Source organism: Mesorhizobium sp. WSM3224 (assembly GCF_000427725.1).
Taxonomy (GTDB): domain Bacteria; phylum Pseudomonadota; class Alphaproteobacteria; order Rhizobiales; family Rhizobiaceae; genus Mesorhizobium.
Genome location: NZ_ATYO01000005.1, coordinates 295001 through 309796 on the forward strand (window position 1 = coordinate 295001; position 14796 = coordinate 309796).

Sequence of the window (14796 nt, forward strand, 5' to 3'; positions counted from 1 at the left end):
CGGCGGCCATGGCGAAACTTCGTCAGGAAGAGCGCGGCGACATGCTCGAGATCCCCCGCCGCGAGCGGCCGTACCGAGCCATGCTGGGATTCCAGCGCCGCCTTTTCCGGACCGGCATTTGCGGAAACAAAATCCATTGTGATCGCCTATGCAAGGTCCTCTGCCAGCCCGCGAAATCCTTCAGCGTCTGAAGAAGATCGCCTTCCGACCGGCATATCTATAAGACAAAACGTCATCAGGTCGGCGTATAACATATCGGGTTTGCTTTTCTGTAAATATGCAACAACAATTGCTATAAGATATATATCCTCATCGACGTAAAAAAAAGAAACACCCAAAAGCTTCTGTATATTTATGAATTTGAATTCAGCGTTATGTGACTTTAACCGCATAGCGAGTTCGCGGTTGCAATTGCAGACTTTACAGACGAATTGAGTTGCACCTTGCCAAAGCAAACCCGGGCGGCGCCGATAACTGGCGGCTCCAGCCGAAGCCGGGGCCGCCCTTTCCTCAGGCGACGAGGCCTTTGGTCAATTCGAGCGCCTGCCGCTCGAACAGCCGCCGGTAGATGCCACCGTTGAGCCGGATCAGGTCGTCATGCGAACCCTCTTCGGCGATACGGCCACGGTCGAAGACCAGCAGCCGGTCGAGCGCCCGCACCGTCGAGAGCCGGTGCGCGATGACAAGGGTCGTACGCCCCACCATCAGCCGCTCCATCGCCTTCTGGATCAGCACTTCCGATTCCGAATCGAGGCTCGATGTCGCCTCGTCCAGGATCAGGATGCGCGCATTGGCCAGGAAGGCGCGCGCGATCGCCACGCGCTGCCGCTCGCCGCCGGAGAGCTTCACTCCGCGCTCGCCGACCAGGGTTCCATAGCCCTTGGGCAGGTTGGTGATGAAATCATGCGCGCTGGCGAGTTTCGCAGCATGCTCGATCTCGTCCTGGCTCGCTCCCGGCCTGGCGTAGGCGATGTTCTCGGCAAGCGAGCGGTGGAACAGGATCGGCTCCTGCTGGACAATGGCGATCTGGCCGCGCAGCGATGCCTGCTCGACCTGCGAGATGTCCTGCCCGTCGATCAGGATGCGCCCTGCATTCACGTCATAAAGCCGCTGGATCAGCTTGACGAAGGTCGTCTTGCCGGAGCCCGAATGCCCGACCAGTCCGATGCGCTCGCCCGCCGCGATATCGACCGAGAAATCGCGGTAGAGCGGCAGCCGGTGATTGCCGTAGTGGAACGTCACCCTGTCGAAGGCGATATGCCCATCTGTGATGCGGATCGGCCGAGCGCCGGGCCGGTCTTCGATGCCGAGCGGCTCGGACTGGAAATCGACCAGTTCCTCCATATCGTTGATCGAGCGTTGCAGGTTGCGGATATGCGTACCGATGTCGCGCAGATAGCCCTGCAGCACGAAGAACGAGGTCAGCACGAAGGCGACGTCGCCGGCGCTCGCCTGGCCCCAGGCCCACAACATCAGGGCAAGACCGATCACTGCCGCCCGCATCATCAGCAGCAGCGCCCCTTGCGTGGTGCCGTTGGCGGTGCCGCGCATCCAGGTGCGTCCGGTGCGCAGACGCCATTTGGCGACGACGCGCGCCAGCCGCGCTTCCTCGCGGGCCTCCGCGCCGAAGCCCTTGACGACGGCATTGCAGCTCACCGCGTCGGCCAGCGAGCCGCCCAGCCGCGTGTCCCAGCTGTTGGCGAGCCTTGCGGCGGGCGCGACATAGCCGAGCGACAGCATCGCCGTGACTGCGATGAACAGCACCGAGCCGGCCGCCACCACAGCTCCCATCAGCGGCCAGAACCAGCCGAGCAGCAGCGTCGAGCCGACAAGCATGACGACCGACGGCAGAAGCGCGATCAGGATCGTGTCGTTGAGCAGATCCAGCGCCCACATGCCGCGCGTGATCTTGCGGACCGTCGATCCCGCGAAGCTGTTGGCATGCCAGTCCGTCGAGAAGCGCTGCACCCGATGAAAGGCATCGGCGGCAATGTCCGACATCATCTTCAGCGTCAGCTCGACGATCCACAGGAACGCGACATTGCGCAACACGACCCCGACCAGCGCCAGCGCTATCAGGATCGAGAACGCCGTGACCGCGGCATTCCAGGCGACTACGTCAGTGCCGGCCCCGCTGGCGACCGCATCAACCAGACGGCCGGAATAGAACGGTGTCAGCACGTCGGCGAGCGTTGCGAGCAGGAAGGCGCCCATGATCAGCGAAAGCCGCCACGGCTGGTGGCGCCAGTGACTGAACGTGAAGCCAAGCACACTGCGAAAGGCGCTCGCGCGCAGATCGATCTTGAAACGAGCCATAATGTCATCCGGGCGCAAACGAGCCCGGTCCCGGTAAAGTCAATTTGGAAAACCCGCGTCTGCGCCTTGCGGCGCCTCTGAAAGCGGAAGGTTCAGTATGGTAGGCCGCTCACCCGAAGGTGGCGACCGGCAGCGGCAAACGCCTGCCCTGCACCCGGCTTTCCGATCAATCTTCGGAAAGCCTGGGCAGACCTAGGCTTCGCGGCCTCGCATAACGATGTCAAATCCTACCATACGGTCCTCCCGGAAGGGAATCGCGGAGGGGTCGTTATAGGGAGGCATTGGCCGATCGCCAAGTCAGCCTGTTGCCAAAACAACATCTGGTCCAAGCACTGAGACGAATTTGCAACAACCGCGTGTTGCAAAGGCCAGTGCATGTCGCCCGGAAGTGTGCAGCGGTTCTGGGACAACGACATGCATAAAAACAACGACTTAACGACTTAAAGCCGTCAGGCTGCAAGCCGTCAGGCTGCCGGCTTGCGATCCAGCCGCATGTAGCGCCCGTCGGTCGACGCCTTGAACCCGAACTTCTCGTAGAGGCTGTGGGCGTCGTTGGTCGACAGGCTCCAATGCGCCACCGTCCTGACCTCGGGGTGATCGATCAGCGCCTGGACGAGCCGCTTGCCGATCCCCTGTCCGCGATGCTGCGGCCAGGTGATGACGTCGGCGACATAGGCAAACACCGTATAGTCGGTGATCGCGCGGGCGAAGCCGACCTGCTTGCCGTCAAGATAGGCGCCGACGCAAAGCGAGTTGTCGAAGGCGCGACGATGGGCCTCGTCGGTTCGCGATTCACCCCAATAGCTTTGCATGAGCTGGTCGGAGGTCGCCCGGAAATCGATCCGCGACAGGTCGAAACTGACTTCAATATCTTGCATGCGTACGCCTGCCGCAATCTCACGGTCGAAGACTAGCTACGGTCCCGGAACCGGTTGGTGATCGGATAGCGGCGATCGCGGCCGAAATTTTTCCGTGTGATCTTCACCCCGGGCGCCGCCTGCCTGCGCTTGTATTCCGCGATGTAGAGCAGGTGCTCGATGCGTGTCACCGTCGCCCGGTCGTGGCCGCGCGCGACGATGTCGTCGACGCTCATCTCGTTTTCCACCAGGCATTCCAGAATGTCGTCCAGCACCGGATAAGGCGGCAGCGAATCCTGGTCGGTCTGGTTCTCGCGCAACTCCGCCGACGGCGCCTTGTCGATGATGTTCTTCGGGATGACCTCGCCGGAGGGCCCGAGCGCGCCTGGCGGCACATACGCGTTGCGCCAGCGCGACAGCGCATAGACCTGCATCTTGTAGAGATCCTTGATCGGGTTGAAGCCGCCGTTCATGTCGCCATAGAGCGTGGCGTAGCCGACCGACATCTCGCTCTTGTTGCCGGTGGTGACGACCATGGAGCCGAACTTGTTGGAGATCGCCATCAGGATGGTGCCGCGCGCGCGGCTTTGCAGGTTTTCCTCGGTGATGCCTTCCTGGGTACCTTCGAAGAGCTGGGTCAGCGCATGCCGGAAACCCTCGACCGGCTCGGAGATCGGGACGATGTCATAGCGGCAGCCGAGCGCGCGCGCGCAGTCCTCGGCATCCTTCAGCGAATCCTTCGACGTATATCGGTAGGGCATCATCACGGTGCGCAGCCGCTCTTCGCCGAGCGCATCGACGGCCAAAGCCGCGCAGATCGCCGAGTCGATGCCGCCGGAAAGGCCAAGCACCACGTTCTTGAAGCCGTTCTTGTTGACGTAGTCGCGCAGGCCCAGCATGCAGGCCCTATAGTCGGCCTCGTCCCGGTCGGGAATTTTCGACGTCGGGCCTTCCGAGCAGACCCAATGATCGCCTTTCCGCTTCCAGGTGGTGACGTCGACCGCTTCCTCGAACTGGCTCATCTGGAAGGCAAGCGTCTTGTCGGACCCTATTGCAAACGAGGCGCCGTCGAAGATCAGCTCGTCCTGGCCGCCAAGCTGGTTGGCATAGATCATCGGCAGGCCGGTTTCGATGACCTGGCGGATGACGACCTGGTGGCGGACGTCCATCTTGGCGCGGTAATAGGGCGAGCCGTTCGGCACCAAAAGGATCTCGGCGCCGCTTTCGGCCAACGTCTCGCAGACGGCGACCTCGCCCCAGATGTCCTCGCAGATCGGAATGCCCAGTCGCACGCCGCGGAAATTCACCGGCCCTTGCAGTTCCGGTCCGGCCTGGAAGACGCGCTTCTCGTCGAACTCGCCATAATTCGGCAGATCGAGCTTGTAGCGCTCGGCGATGATCTTGCCGCCGTCGGCGAAGACGATCGAATTGTGCGTGCCGGTCCGGCGCTTCAGCGGCGTGCCGATGATGAAGCCGGGCCCGCCATCGGCCGTGTCCTTGGCGAAATCCTCTGCCGCTTTCTCACAGGCTTTCAGGAAGGAGGGCTTCAGCACCAGGTCTTCCGGCGGATAGCCGGAGAGGAACAGCTCGGTGTAGAGTACGAGGTCGGCGCCCTGGCGGGCCGCGTCCGCCCTCGCCTCGCGAGCTTTTGCCAGGTTGCCGGCGACGTCGCCGACAGTCGGGTTGAGCTGGGCGACGGCGATGCGCAGGATATCGGGAACGGTCTTGGTCATGGAACGGATTTAGCGTGGCTGAAACCGCCCGGCAATGGCGATTGCTTGTGCCAATCAAGACTGATCGGCGGAGCCGATCATGTCCCTGATCGATCGAAAGATCGTATCCTGACTAATCGGCGAAGCTGATTATGTCCCTGATCGATCAAAAGATCGTACCCTGATCGATCGAGATCGTGTTTCACCAACCGCCAAGGCCTAGTCGCCCATATACTCGCGCAACGCCTCGGCCGACCGGTTCTCGCCGATCGACATCGCCAGGATGCGCGAGATGTGGCGGCGCGGCAGGCCGGTCTCGGCCGACCATTGGTTGATCTGCGCCTGGATCTTGTCGAGGTCCCGTTTCGAGGTCGGGTTTTGAGCTATATCGAGGCCGGCGTCGCGTAAGGCTGCCGCCATATCGGTGGAAACGACAAATGTGTCCCATTCGAGCCAGCGCAGCAAATACTGGCCGGTATTGCCGCCAAGCCGGCTGCCATGCTTGGCGAGATAGGCGGTCAGCCCGACCTGATCGTCCGCCGGCCACCCGGCAATGAATTTGCCGAAACTGCCATGTTCCTTCGAGACGCGATCGACGAAAGCGGCATTGTCGCGCACCGATTTGATCTTCTGCGGGTTGCGCACGATGCGGCTGTCGGACGCCAGCTCGTGCCAGAAGTCGTCCGGCTGGAACAGAAGCCGCTTCGGTTCGAAGCCGAGGAACGCTTCCTCGAAACCCGGCCATTTCTGTTCGATGACCCGCCACACGAAGCCGGCGGCGAAAATACGCTCGGCCATGGTGGAGAGAATGCGGTCGTCGGGGGTTTTCGCCACAGCCATATTGTCGGGCGCGGGGCCAAGCAGCGGCGCCAGCACGGCCTCCCCGCCCTTGCGCTTTGCCGCCCGCGCGTGGATTTTCTGGAAATCGAGCATCGCTGTCCTCGCCTGTTCACCGCAATCTATCACTTCACCTTCGGCCCGGCAGCCTCTACGTCTATCGACGCTCTGTCGAAGGAGGGGCCAAATGAACAAGATCGTCGAAGACATGGCGAACCGGCTGCTCAAGCGAAAGCCGGAAGGTTTCGGTCCGCTCGAGAGTCGCGTGCTCCAGTCGACGCTCGAGCGCACCACGATCACGCGCGATACCAACAAGGCCGTAGCCTTCCACGAGACCTATGGCGACCGCATCGCCGATACCATCGCCAGGATCGGCGGCTCCTGGTCCTTCATCCTCAGCTTCCTGGCCTTTCTTGTCCTTTGGACTGCCGGCAATGCCTGGCTGCTGACGCGCCAGGCCTTCGACCCCTACCCCTTCATCTTCCTCAACCTCGTGCTGTCGATGGTCGCCGCGCTGCAGGCACCGGTGATCATGATGTCGCAGAACCGCCAGACCGAGCGCGACCGCATCGACGCAGCCATGACTACGAGGTCAATCTGAAGGCCGAGATCGAGATCATGGCCCTGCATGAAAAGCTCGACGAGCTTCGCCACAGCGAGATCATCGGCCTGCGCGACGAGATCCTGCGCATGGCCGAGCAGATCAGGCGCATCGACGAAAAACTGTCGGCCGGATCGGCCACGCAATGAATGAGACCATCCACCGCCTGATCGAGCAGTACGGGCTGATTGCGGTCTTCCTGGGCTGCGTCGCCGAAGGCGAGAGCGCCGCTATCCTTGGCGGCTTTTTCGCCCATCAACATGTCTTCGTGCTGTGGCAGACTTTCCTCGCCGCCTTTCTCGGCGCCTTCGCCGGCGACACGTTCTTCTTCACCCTCGGCCGCAGCTTCGCCGACCACCCTTACGTGAAAAGACTGCGCAGGCGGCCCGGCTTCAGCCGCGCCTATCGCCTGCTCAACACCCATCCCAACATTTTCGTGCTGACCAACCGCTACATCTACGGCATGCGGCTGGTCGGCGGCATCGCCGCCGGCCTGTCGACCGTGCCGGTGCCGCGCTTCGTCATCCTGAATGCTATCTCTTCCGCGGTCTGGGCGGCCCTGTTCAGCGGCATCGGCTATGTCTTCGGCCTGGGTGCGGAACAGATGGTGGGCCAGGCGTTTGCGAGGCATGAGCGACTGCTCATTGCCCTTGGCGTCGGCGTCGTCGTTGCAATCATTGCCTGGCTGGTCGGCCATCATTTTGCCCGGCGCGAACGCGCCAGGGAGGATCAGGCAGGATCCTGATCGCCGAAGCGAACCACTCTAGATTCAGATCATTCAGATCGGCGCGCCGATAAGACGCTCGATGACGGCGATGCCCCAGACGCCGCCGGCAATCACAATCGAAATCAGCACCGCCAGCGAACCGCAGTCCTTGGCGAGCTGGATGTCGATGTGGAATTCGCGCGAGATCGCGTCGCAGGCAGCTTCGATCCCGGTGTTGAGCACTTCGACCATGATCAGGAGCAGGACTGCGCCGATCAGCAGGGCGTAGCCGCGCCAGGATACTGAAATGAACCAGCCGGCCGGCAGGGCAAGAGCGAGCAACAGCAGTTCCTGCTGGAATGCCTTTTCGTGAGCGGCCAACTTGCGGAAGGCCCGAACCGAATTGACGAAAGCATCGATCAGCCGCTGCATGCCTCTGCCCCTTTGCGAGTCACCGGCAGGGGATATCGCAATGGCGGGACCAAGGGAATAAGGCAGCCGCTGCAAAATTCATCCGTCCGCGACCTTTATCGACGGTGTCGATCTTTCGAACTGCGGCAGCCCGTCCTCGATCGAATAGTAATCGCCCTTGTCGCCGACGAAGATATGGCTTTCCGCCGTGAGGCCACTCGGCCTCTCGAAGGAGCCGGCCATGATGGAAATCGTGTCCGATTCATTGTGCTTCCAGAAGAGCAGCGAGCCGCAGGTGCGGCAGAAGCCGCGTTTCGCCACGTCGGAGGCACCGTACCAGCTGAGCGCGTCGGCCCCCTCTATGACGATATCGGCGTCTCTGGAGGCGGTTGCCGCGACGAAATGGCCGGTCTGCCGCCGACACTGCGAGCAATGGCAATAGACGACGCCGCGCAACGGGCCGCTCGTCCTGAAACGCACCGCTCCGCACAGGCACGATCCGCTGTGGTTGTCGTCCATTCCGGCCTCCTTCGACGTCATCTGTCCGATCGCTGCCGGATAGAATTGCAGCTTTGTGGCGGCTGGGAACAGGCAAATGCGACACCGAGGCGACGCGTTTCAAAAGCTCTTCCTGCACGGCCTTGCATCCTGTGGTAGCAAAGATGTTGAGGAAATGCAGGCTATTAAGGAAACTTTAGCGGGACCTCATCTATGATTCCCACAAGCGATGGTCGTGATAGGGGACGCACCGTCGCAACCGCAATTCTGATTCAAATCCCCGCGTTAGCGACTCCCGGCGGTGGCAAGTCTCCGGTCGCACTGAAGGGGCAGTGAACAGAACATGCAGCCGGCAGCCATTCCGACCGACAGGAATCCCGACATCGCCAGCACCGTCATGGCGACGATGCGACAGCTCGGCGTGCTTGGCCTGCCGCGCAACTATGAAATCTTCTACGAGGCGCTCAGCGGCGGCAACCACGAGCTCAGCCTTGCCGTCGTCTCGTTGAGCAACCGCCCGACACAGGAGGATCTCGACCGCATCGGGCGCAGTTTCTTCCCGCAGCACCATGGCCCCGCCATTGTCGAGCACGCCCGCGAGATGGTCGCCAAGGAGCTCGAGGACATCGCCGCGCTGTTGCGCAGCGAGCACTCGCACATCGAGAAATACGGCCGCATCCTCGACGAAACCTCGAGCGGCCTGAGCAATCGCAGCCTGCTTTCGCAGGACCTCCTGCAGAAGATCGCCGGCGCTATGTCGGCCGCCACCAACTCGACGATCGACCATGGCCGCCAGATCGCCAGCACGCTCAGCGAAAAGACGGCCGAGCTTGAAAGCGTCAAGTCGAAGCTCGAGGAATACAAGCGGCTTGCCGACACCGACCCGCTTACGCAGTTGTGGAACCGCCGTGCCTTCGACAAGGAGATCACCCGGATCTACACCAGCAACCGCGGCATCCTGTTCAACGCCTTGATCCTTGCCGATATCGATCATTTCAAGGACATAAACGATCGCTACGGCCACCCGGTCGGCGACAGGATCCTTCAGATCATCGCAGAGATCTTCCAGTCGAGCGTGCGTGCCGACATATTCGTCGCGCGCACCGGTGGCGAGGAATTTGCGCTTATCGTGGAAGGCGCCAGCGAGGAAGCGACGTACGAGATCGCCGAGCGCATCCGCGCTCTGATCGAGCAGACCCCGTTCACCAGCAGCCAGACCGGCATGAACTACGGCGCCGTTACCGTATCCTTGGGCATCTGCATGGCCTCGGAAGCGGAAAGCCCCGAAGATCTCTACACCAAGGCGGACCAGGCGCTTTATCGCTCCAAGGTCGGCGGCCGCAACCGGGTCACCAAGCATTCGACGATGGCAGGCCGACCCGCCAAGGGCTGGCTGCTTTACAAGAAAGACTGACACGGCCCTTTCCAGACGAATTTTTGTGGACTATATTTTCCACAGAAATGAAAGGGTGCGCTTATGCAACGTCCAGTCGCGGCCGCGACGGCGGCCGAAAATGCCGTCATCACCAAGGCCACGCTGCGTGCGGCCGACCTGCTAGACATCACCGCCAGGACGCTCGCCCTGGTCATCGGGGTGTCGGAAGCAACGGTCTCGCGCATGCGCCGGCAAGAATTCCTGCTTGAACGCGGCACCAAGCCGTTCGAGCTGGCGGTGCTGTTCGTGCGCCTGTTCCGTTCGCTCGACGCCATCGTCGGCGGCGATGAGACCGTCGCCCGGGCGTGGCTGAAGAACCCCAACACCACGCTCGACGGCACGCCGCTCGAAAAAATCCTGACCATTGCCGGACTTGTCGATGTCATCGCCTACCTGGACTCCCGGCGCGCTCTCGTCTGAGGCCGTCCGTCTCGAAGGCAAGTACTGGCGGATGGTCGAGGCGCAACACCGCGTTTCGACCCTCAAGCTGGTCGAGACGCTCGACGAGCAGGCGCTGCTGGAGGACCTCGTCGAGGACACCAAACCGCAAATCCCGCTGGAATGCCGCCACCTCCACTATCTCTTGGCGACCCCCTTTCGCTACGGCTCGGTATATCCGTACGGCTCGCGCTTCCGCCGCGCGGGCAAGACGAAAGGCGTCTACTATGCCGCCGAGACGGTGCTGACGGCGGTAGCGGAGATGGCCTTCTACCGCCTGCTGTTTTTCGCGGAATCGCCGGCGACGCAATGGCCGAACGACGCGGCGGAATACACCGCCTTTGCCGCGGCGATCAAATGCGACAGCGCCATCGACCTGACACGGCCGCCTCTTGATCGCGACGAGAAGGCCTGGACGCAGGCCACCGACTACACCGCATGCCAGGCGATCGCCGATGTGGCGCGCGAGGCCGAGCTGCAGGCGATCCGCTATCGCTCGGTGCGCGATCCCAAGGGCGCCAACATCGCGCTGCTGACGTGCAAGGGCTTTGCCAAGGCAAAGCCGCTGGAACCGCAGACCTGGCGCATCCGCATCGGCTCGTTCGGCATCCAGGCGATCTGCGAATTTCCGGAAAAACGGCTCGAATTCTCACGCACTGCCTTTGCCGATCCGCGACTGGCCGCCATGCGCTGGGAGCGCGGTCACTGAACGCGGAAGCTGTGTTGAGATTCAGGTCAGGCCGAGCCGAGAAAGTACGTGAGCACCGGAAGCGCAGGAAGCTACCTTTCGTAGGCCGGCCTCACCTGAATATCGACATAGCTTAGCCCAGGATGTTGACGGCCCGCGCGGCCACCAGCGCGATCGTCAAGAGCGAGATCATCGCTTCGGCCATCATCAGGAGCTTCGCGCGCTGCGTGAGCGGCAAGGTGTCGGTCGGCGAGAACGCCGTGGCATTGGTGAAGGCCAGGAAGACATAGTCGACGAAGCCCGGCAGCCAGCCCTGTATCTCGCGATCCGGCAACGTCATTTGCGGGAACAGGAAGTCTGCCTGTGCCCGTTTGACCAGGCCGCAGGTCGGCGGGCCGCCGCGGTCGGTGCTCCAGAACCATAGCGCGAAGACGATCACATTGGTGACCCAGATGTTGAGCGCGTCGACGAGCAGCGTCGTGCCGGCCCCAGCATGCCCCTGCAGCAGCGCCCGCACCAGCAAAACCAGCGATCCGCAATTCATGATGCTGATGAGGCCGGTCATCACCAATGCCGCGCGACGGATGTAGAGGCGCAATTGGCCGATCGCGTACCAATGCTCGTGGTCGACTGCCTTGCGCGTCTGCATCTGCGTCCAGGCCGTCGCGACCGACAGGGGCACCAGCAGCGCCGCCTCGGCCGCCGGGGCCAGCCAGCGCGGCCCGAAGGACAGGTTGTTGATGACCAGAAGCTGCAGGCAGATGATGACGAGGACCGCCGCGCGCGCCGACCAGAAGTCGAGCGCGCGGTGGTGGATGAGGGCGTGCTGGTGACGCATGGAGGCACCTGGATGGCTAGAAGCATGATGCCGAAAAGTGTGAAGCGGTTTTTCGGATGACATCATGCTCTCTGGAATCGCGGCGCCCTGGACGGCGGGCCGGCTCCAGCAACCATCAGCCGGCCACGGTCCTGCCCGAAGCGCCGGTGACGGGTTCCATCGCAATCTTGGTTTTACAATGTTGCGGCAGCATACATTTTCGTAAGCTTTTGCTATCGCACTGTTCAGAAATCCACCGGTGTGATTTTAGGCCCGCATGTCGAGAACCAGCGAATCCGTTCATCTTTGGCCGGCGGCGACCGCCGCGGAAGGCAATCTGCCTTCCATCTGGAACGGCCTGGTCCGGCACCCATGGCGGTTGCTGGCGCTTTTGTGCCTGATCCAGATCGCTTGCTGGACGGTCATGCCGGCGCTCGTCAACGTTGGGCCGCCGACCGACGTCGTCGAGGGTTTCATGTGGGGCCGCGAATGGGTGCTTTTGACCTACAAGCATCCGCAGCTCCCCTGCTGGCTGCTCGAGATCAGCCATCTCCTGACCGGCTCATTCCGCTGGCCGCAATATATGCTGTCGCAATTGCTGGTCTCGACGACTTTCGTCCTGGTCTATCTTCTGGCGCGCGACATCATGGGCTCGACCCGTGCGCTCGCCGCCGTGCTCTTGATGCCCGCGATCTATTTTTTCGGCTGGCCTACCCCGCAATTCAACCACGACTATGCGCAAATGCCTTTCTGGGCCGGCATCTCATGGCTGCTGTGGCGCGCGGCGCGCGACGGACGGCCTGGCTGGTGGCTAGTTCTCGGCCTCGTCTCCGGTATCGGGCTCTATGCCAAGTTCTCGACGGCTTTACTGCTGGCGTTCGGCGGCGTCTGGATTTTGTACGACACCCGTGCCCGAAGCCGGCTTGCCACCCCATGGCCATGGCTTGGCCTAGCGGTTTTTCTCGGCATCGCGGCGCCGCTGGCGATCGAGCTCTTCCGCCTCGATTTCCTGCCGATGACCTATGCCGCACACCGCAACGCCTGGGTGCTCGCCCACCGCGCCCGGCTTTACTACGTCGGCGTTCAGCTAGCCGGGCTTGCCGCCGTTCCCTTCGTTCTTGCTCTTTCCGGCCTTCTGCCACGGCAACCAAGCCCCGCGCAGGAACCCTTGCAGACCCACCAGGCTCCCGAGCGACGCGCGATTGTCTACCTGGCATGGATGGGCCTGGGGCCGGCGCTGCTGGTCATGGTCGCCTCGCTCTTTACAGGCACTGGCGAATCCTGGGGCGCGACGATGTACAATCTCGTCGGTGCCCTAGCGATCGCGCTCTTGGGCCGGCGGCTGGGGCCAGCGGAGTTGCGCCGGTTGACGGTGCTGGCACTGCTGTGCGTGGTCGGCGTGTCGAGCGCCTACGCGGTCACCCGCTGGACCAGCTGCAACGTCCTCGGCCGTCTTCAGCCGATGTGCTGGCCGGCGCGATCGATTTCGCAGACGGCCGAGGCGATCTGGCATGAGGCGGTGCCCGGGCCGCTCGGCATTGTCGGCGGCGAAGACAGCGTGGCCAGGCTGGCCGGGCTCGAAGCCGCGGACCAACCCTCGATCTTCACGACCCTCGACAGACGCCTCGCCCCCTGGATCACGGACCAGCGCCTGCGGGACCAGGGCATGCTGTTGGTATGGCCGCATGGCTGGAAACTTCCCCCGCGACTGCAGGCCTGGACTGCCGGACTGCCGGTCAAGACGGTGCTTTTCGATTGGTCGCTCAAGGCTCCGCCCCTGGCGATCGACTTTTTCGTCATCCCACCCGGTAGAACCGACTTTCCGGGCGACCCGGCCGGACCCCCCGATCCGGAATGACCGACGGTTGAAATCCATCCGCTCAAATTGAAAAGACGCGGGCTTCGTTGCCGGCGCCTCCAATGATCAAGCATCCAGGCTTTGCTCAATGCATGTCGCCCAGAAGTGCGCAGCGGTTCTGGGACAACGACATGCATAAAAACAAAGACTTAAAGCGTGTCACCTGAATCCGTTTCAGCGCGACTCGCTTTAGGCGTTGGCAGCCTGCTTGTGCTGGATCGGATGGCTCTTCTTGAGCAGGTCCGAGACCAGGAAGGCGAGCTCGATCGCCTGATCGGCGTTGAGGCGCGGGTCGCAATGGGTGTGATAGCGGTCCTGCAGGTCTTCCGCCGTGATGGCGCGGGCGCCGCCCGTGCATTCGGTGACGTTCTTGCCGGTCATCTCGACATGGATGCCGCCGGGATGCGTGCCTTCGGCGCGATGCACCTCGAAGAAGGTCTGCACTTCCTTGAGGATGCGGTCGAAGGGCCGCGTCTTGTAGCCGGCCGCCTCGATCGTGTTGCCATGCATCGGGTCGGACGACCATACCACGTTGCGCCCTTCCTTCTTCACGGCCCGCACCAGCTTGGGCAGATGCTCGACGACCTTGTCGGACCCGAAGCGGGCGATCAGCGTCAAACGTCCCGGCTCGTTTTCGGGATTGAGCAGGTCGATGAGCTCCATGAGACCGTCCGGCGTCAGCGATGGCCCGCATTTCAGGCCGAGCGGATTCTTGATGCCGCGGCAATATTCGACATGCGCATGGTCGGGCTGGCGGGTGCGGTCGCCGATCCAGATCATGTGGCCGGAAGTCGCGTACCAGTCGCCGGAGGTCGAATCGACACGGGTCAGCGCCTCTTCGTAGCCGAGCAGCAGCGCCTCGTGGCTGGTGTAGAAATCTGTCTCGCGCAGCGCGAAATTGGTTTCCGACGTGATGCCGACCGCGCGCATGAACTCCATCGTTTCGGTGATGCGGTTGGCCAACGCACCATATTTCTCGCCCTGCGGACTGTCGGCGACGAAGCCGAGCATCCAGCGGTGCACGTTCTCCAGGCTGGCATAGCCGCCCTGGGCGAAGGCGCGCAACAGGTTGAGCGTCGCGGCCGACTGGCGGTAGGCCATCTCCTGCCGCGCCGGATCGGGTATGCGCGACTTGGCGTCGAACTCGATGCCGTTGATGATGTCGCCGCGATAGCTCGGCAGCGTCACGCCGGCCTTGGTCTCGTTGTCGGACGAGCGCGGCTTGGCGAACTGGCCGGCGACGCGGCCGACCTTCACCACCGGCTGCGCGCCGGCGAAGGTGAGCACCACCGACATCTGCAGGAAGACGCGGAAGAAATCGCGGATGTTGTCCGCGCCGTGCTCGGCGAAACTTTCGGCGCAGTCGCCGCCCTGGAGCAGGAAGGCCTCGCCGGCGGCGACCGCCGCCAGTTGCTTCTTCAGCTTGCGCGCCTCGCCGGCAAAAACCAGCGGCGGGAAAGTGGCGAGCTGGGCTTCCGTCGCCTTAAGCGCCGCAAGGTCCGGATAGGCCGGAACCTGCTTGATCGGCTTTTCTCTCCACGAATTCGGCGACCATTTTGTCATCGCTGCACCCAACGCCCTTCCAGAGCAACTCCAGGAAAAGCGCGAGCGGCTTTCCGTCC

Annotated in this window: 14 protein-coding genes and 1 pseudogene; 7 read left to right on the top strand and 8 right to left on the bottom strand. The window is 62.6% G+C overall.

Translation table 11 applies throughout. The features are described from left to right. Positions 1-8 precede the first annotated feature (8 nt). A complete protein-coding gene (locus YU3_RS41655) occupies positions 9-191 on the top strand; it encodes a hypothetical protein (protein ID WP_245273486.1) in 183 nt (60 codons plus the stop codon). A gap of 319 nt (positions 192-510) precedes the next feature. Here the strand turns inward: YU3_RS41655 and YU3_RS0112035 are convergent, their stop codons facing one another. The 4 genes from YU3_RS0112035 to YU3_RS0112050 form a co-directional block, all read right to left on the bottom strand. Next, positions 511-2316 (bottom strand): ABC transporter ATP-binding protein, encoded by a 1806-nt coding sequence (locus YU3_RS0112035; protein WP_027166486.1) that lies wholly within the window; start codon positions 2314-2316, stop codon positions 511-513. Between the two features lie 464 nt (positions 2317-2780). Then, positions 2781-3194, bottom strand: a complete 414-nt coding sequence (locus YU3_RS0112040; RefSeq protein WP_027166487.1) for a GNAT family N-acetyltransferase — start codon at positions 3192-3194, stop codon at positions 2781-2783. Positions 3195-3226: 32 nt separating this feature from the next. Further along, positions 3227-4906: an NAD+ synthase gene (locus tag YU3_RS0112045; protein WP_027166488.1), complete on the bottom strand. Its 1680-nt coding sequence runs from the start codon at positions 4904-4906 to the stop codon at positions 3227-3229. Between the two features lie 198 nt (positions 4907-5104). Next, positions 5105-5818 carry a DNA-3-methyladenine glycosylase I gene (locus tag YU3_RS0112050; RefSeq protein ID WP_027166489.1) on the bottom strand — a complete coding sequence of 238 codons (714 nt, stop codon included), beginning with the start codon at positions 5816-5818 and terminating at the stop codon, positions 5105-5107. 91 nt (positions 5819-5909) lie between these two features. Here YU3_RS0112050 and YU3_RS36385 point away from each other — a divergent pair. Further along, positions 5910-6472, top strand: a pseudogene (locus YU3_RS36385) (DUF1003 domain-containing protein). Further along, the gene (locus YU3_RS0112060; RefSeq protein WP_027166490.1) at positions 6469-7068 is read left to right on the top strand and encodes a DedA family protein; all 600 of its coding nucleotides are present in this window, start codon (positions 6469-6471) and stop codon (positions 7066-7068) included. The pseudogene YU3_RS36385 and the gene YU3_RS0112060 overlap by 4 nt, the downstream one beginning before the upstream one ends. 33 nt (positions 7069-7101) lie before the next feature. Here YU3_RS0112060 and YU3_RS0112065 read toward each other — a convergent pair whose 3' ends face one another. Then, positions 7102-7461 carry a diacylglycerol kinase gene (locus YU3_RS0112065; RefSeq protein WP_027166491.1) on the bottom strand — a complete coding sequence of 120 codons (360 nt, stop codon included), beginning with the start codon at positions 7459-7461 and terminating at the stop codon, positions 7102-7104. Between the two features lie 78 nt (positions 7462-7539). After that, a complete protein-coding gene (locus YU3_RS0112070; RefSeq protein ID WP_027166492.1) occupies positions 7540-7959 on the bottom strand; it encodes a GFA family protein in 420 nt (139 codons plus the stop codon). 322 nt (positions 7960-8281) lie between these two features. Between YU3_RS0112070 and YU3_RS0112075 the strand changes: the two genes are divergently transcribed. The 3 genes from YU3_RS0112075 (at position 8282) to YU3_RS0112085 (ending at position 10520) form a co-directional block, all read left to right on the top strand. After that, the gene (locus YU3_RS0112075) at positions 8282-9352 is read left to right on the top strand and encodes a diguanylate cyclase (RefSeq protein WP_027166493.1); all 1071 of its coding nucleotides are present in this window, start codon (positions 8282-8284) and stop codon (positions 9350-9352) included. 63 nt (positions 9353-9415) lie between these two features. Then, the gene (locus YU3_RS0112080; RefSeq protein WP_027166494.1) at positions 9416-9793 is read left to right on the top strand and encodes an antitoxin Xre/MbcA/ParS toxin-binding domain-containing protein; all 378 of its coding nucleotides are present in this window, start codon (positions 9416-9418) and stop codon (positions 9791-9793) included. Further along, positions 9753-10520 (top strand): RES family NAD+ phosphorylase, encoded by a 768-nt coding sequence (locus YU3_RS0112085; RefSeq protein ID WP_027166495.1) that lies wholly within the window; start codon positions 9753-9755, stop codon positions 10518-10520. The genes YU3_RS0112080 and YU3_RS0112085 overlap by 41 nt, the downstream gene beginning before the upstream one ends. A gap of 112 nt (positions 10521-10632) precedes the next feature. On the opposite strand, the gene YU3_RS0112090 is transcribed toward YU3_RS0112085, so the two are convergent. After that, positions 10633-11337: a hypothetical protein gene (locus YU3_RS0112090; protein WP_027166496.1), complete on the bottom strand. Its 705-nt coding sequence runs from the start codon at positions 11335-11337 to the stop codon at positions 10633-10635. A gap of 256 nt (positions 11338-11593) precedes the next feature. Between YU3_RS0112090 and YU3_RS36390 the strand changes: the two genes are divergently transcribed. Continuing rightward, positions 11594-13174 (top strand): glycosyltransferase family 39 protein, encoded by a 1581-nt coding sequence (locus YU3_RS36390; protein WP_051333919.1) that lies wholly within the window; start codon positions 11594-11596, stop codon positions 13172-13174. Between the two features lie 189 nt (positions 13175-13363). On the opposite strand, the gene YU3_RS0112100 is transcribed toward YU3_RS36390, so the two are convergent. Then, a complete protein-coding gene (locus tag YU3_RS0112100; protein WP_027166497.1) occupies positions 13364-14737 on the bottom strand; it encodes a 3-deoxy-7-phosphoheptulonate synthase class II in 1374 nt (457 codons plus the stop codon). Positions 14738-14796 lie beyond the last annotated feature (59 nt).

What these genes read in the sequence shown, in the direction of transcription:
- YU3_RS41655 (WP_245273486.1), top strand. Translation starts at nt 9, where the DNA reads ATGGCGAAACTTCGTCAGGAAGAGCGCGGCGACATGCTCGAGATCCCC.
- YU3_RS0112035 (WP_027166486.1), bottom strand. Translation starts at nt 2,316, where the DNA reads ATGGCTCGTTTCAAGATCGATCTGCGCGCGAGCGCCTTTCGCAGTGTG.
- YU3_RS0112040 (WP_027166487.1), bottom strand. Translation starts at nt 3,194, where the DNA reads ATGCAAGATATTGAAGTCAGTTTCGACCTGTCGCGGATCGATTTCCGG.
- YU3_RS0112045 (WP_027166488.1), bottom strand. Translation starts at nt 4,906, where the DNA reads ATGACCAAGACCGTTCCCGATATCCTGCGCATCGCCGTCGCCCAGCTC.
- YU3_RS0112050 (WP_027166489.1), bottom strand. Translation starts at nt 5,818, where the DNA reads ATGCTCGATTTCCAGAAAATCCACGCGCGGGCGGCAAAGCGCAAGGGC.
- YU3_RS0112060 (WP_027166490.1), top strand. Translation starts at nt 6,469, where the DNA reads ATGAATGAGACCATCCACCGCCTGATCGAGCAGTACGGGCTGATTGCG.
- YU3_RS0112065 (WP_027166491.1), bottom strand. Translation starts at nt 7,461, where the DNA reads ATGCAGCGGCTGATCGATGCTTTCGTCAATTCGGTTCGGGCCTTCCGC.
- YU3_RS0112070 (WP_027166492.1), bottom strand. Translation starts at nt 7,959, where the DNA reads ATGGACGACAACCACAGCGGATCGTGCCTGTGCGGAGCGGTGCGTTTC.
- YU3_RS0112075 (WP_027166493.1), top strand. Translation starts at nt 8,282, where the DNA reads ATGCAGCCGGCAGCCATTCCGACCGACAGGAATCCCGACATCGCCAGC.
- YU3_RS0112080 (WP_027166494.1), top strand. Translation starts at nt 9,416, where the DNA reads ATGCAACGTCCAGTCGCGGCCGCGACGGCGGCCGAAAATGCCGTCATC.
- YU3_RS0112085 (WP_027166495.1), top strand. Translation starts at nt 9,753, where the DNA reads ATGTCATCGCCTACCTGGACTCCCGGCGCGCTCTCGTCTGAGGCCGTC.
- YU3_RS0112090 (WP_027166496.1), bottom strand. Translation starts at nt 11,337, where the DNA reads ATGCGTCACCAGCACGCCCTCATCCACCACCGCGCGCTCGACTTCTGG.
- YU3_RS36390 (WP_051333919.1), top strand. Translation starts at nt 11,594, where the DNA reads ATGTCGAGAACCAGCGAATCCGTTCATCTTTGGCCGGCGGCGACCGCC.
- YU3_RS0112100 (WP_027166497.1), bottom strand. Translation starts at nt 14,737, where the DNA reads ATGACAAAATGGTCGCCGAATTCGTGGAGAGAAAAGCCGATCAAGCAG.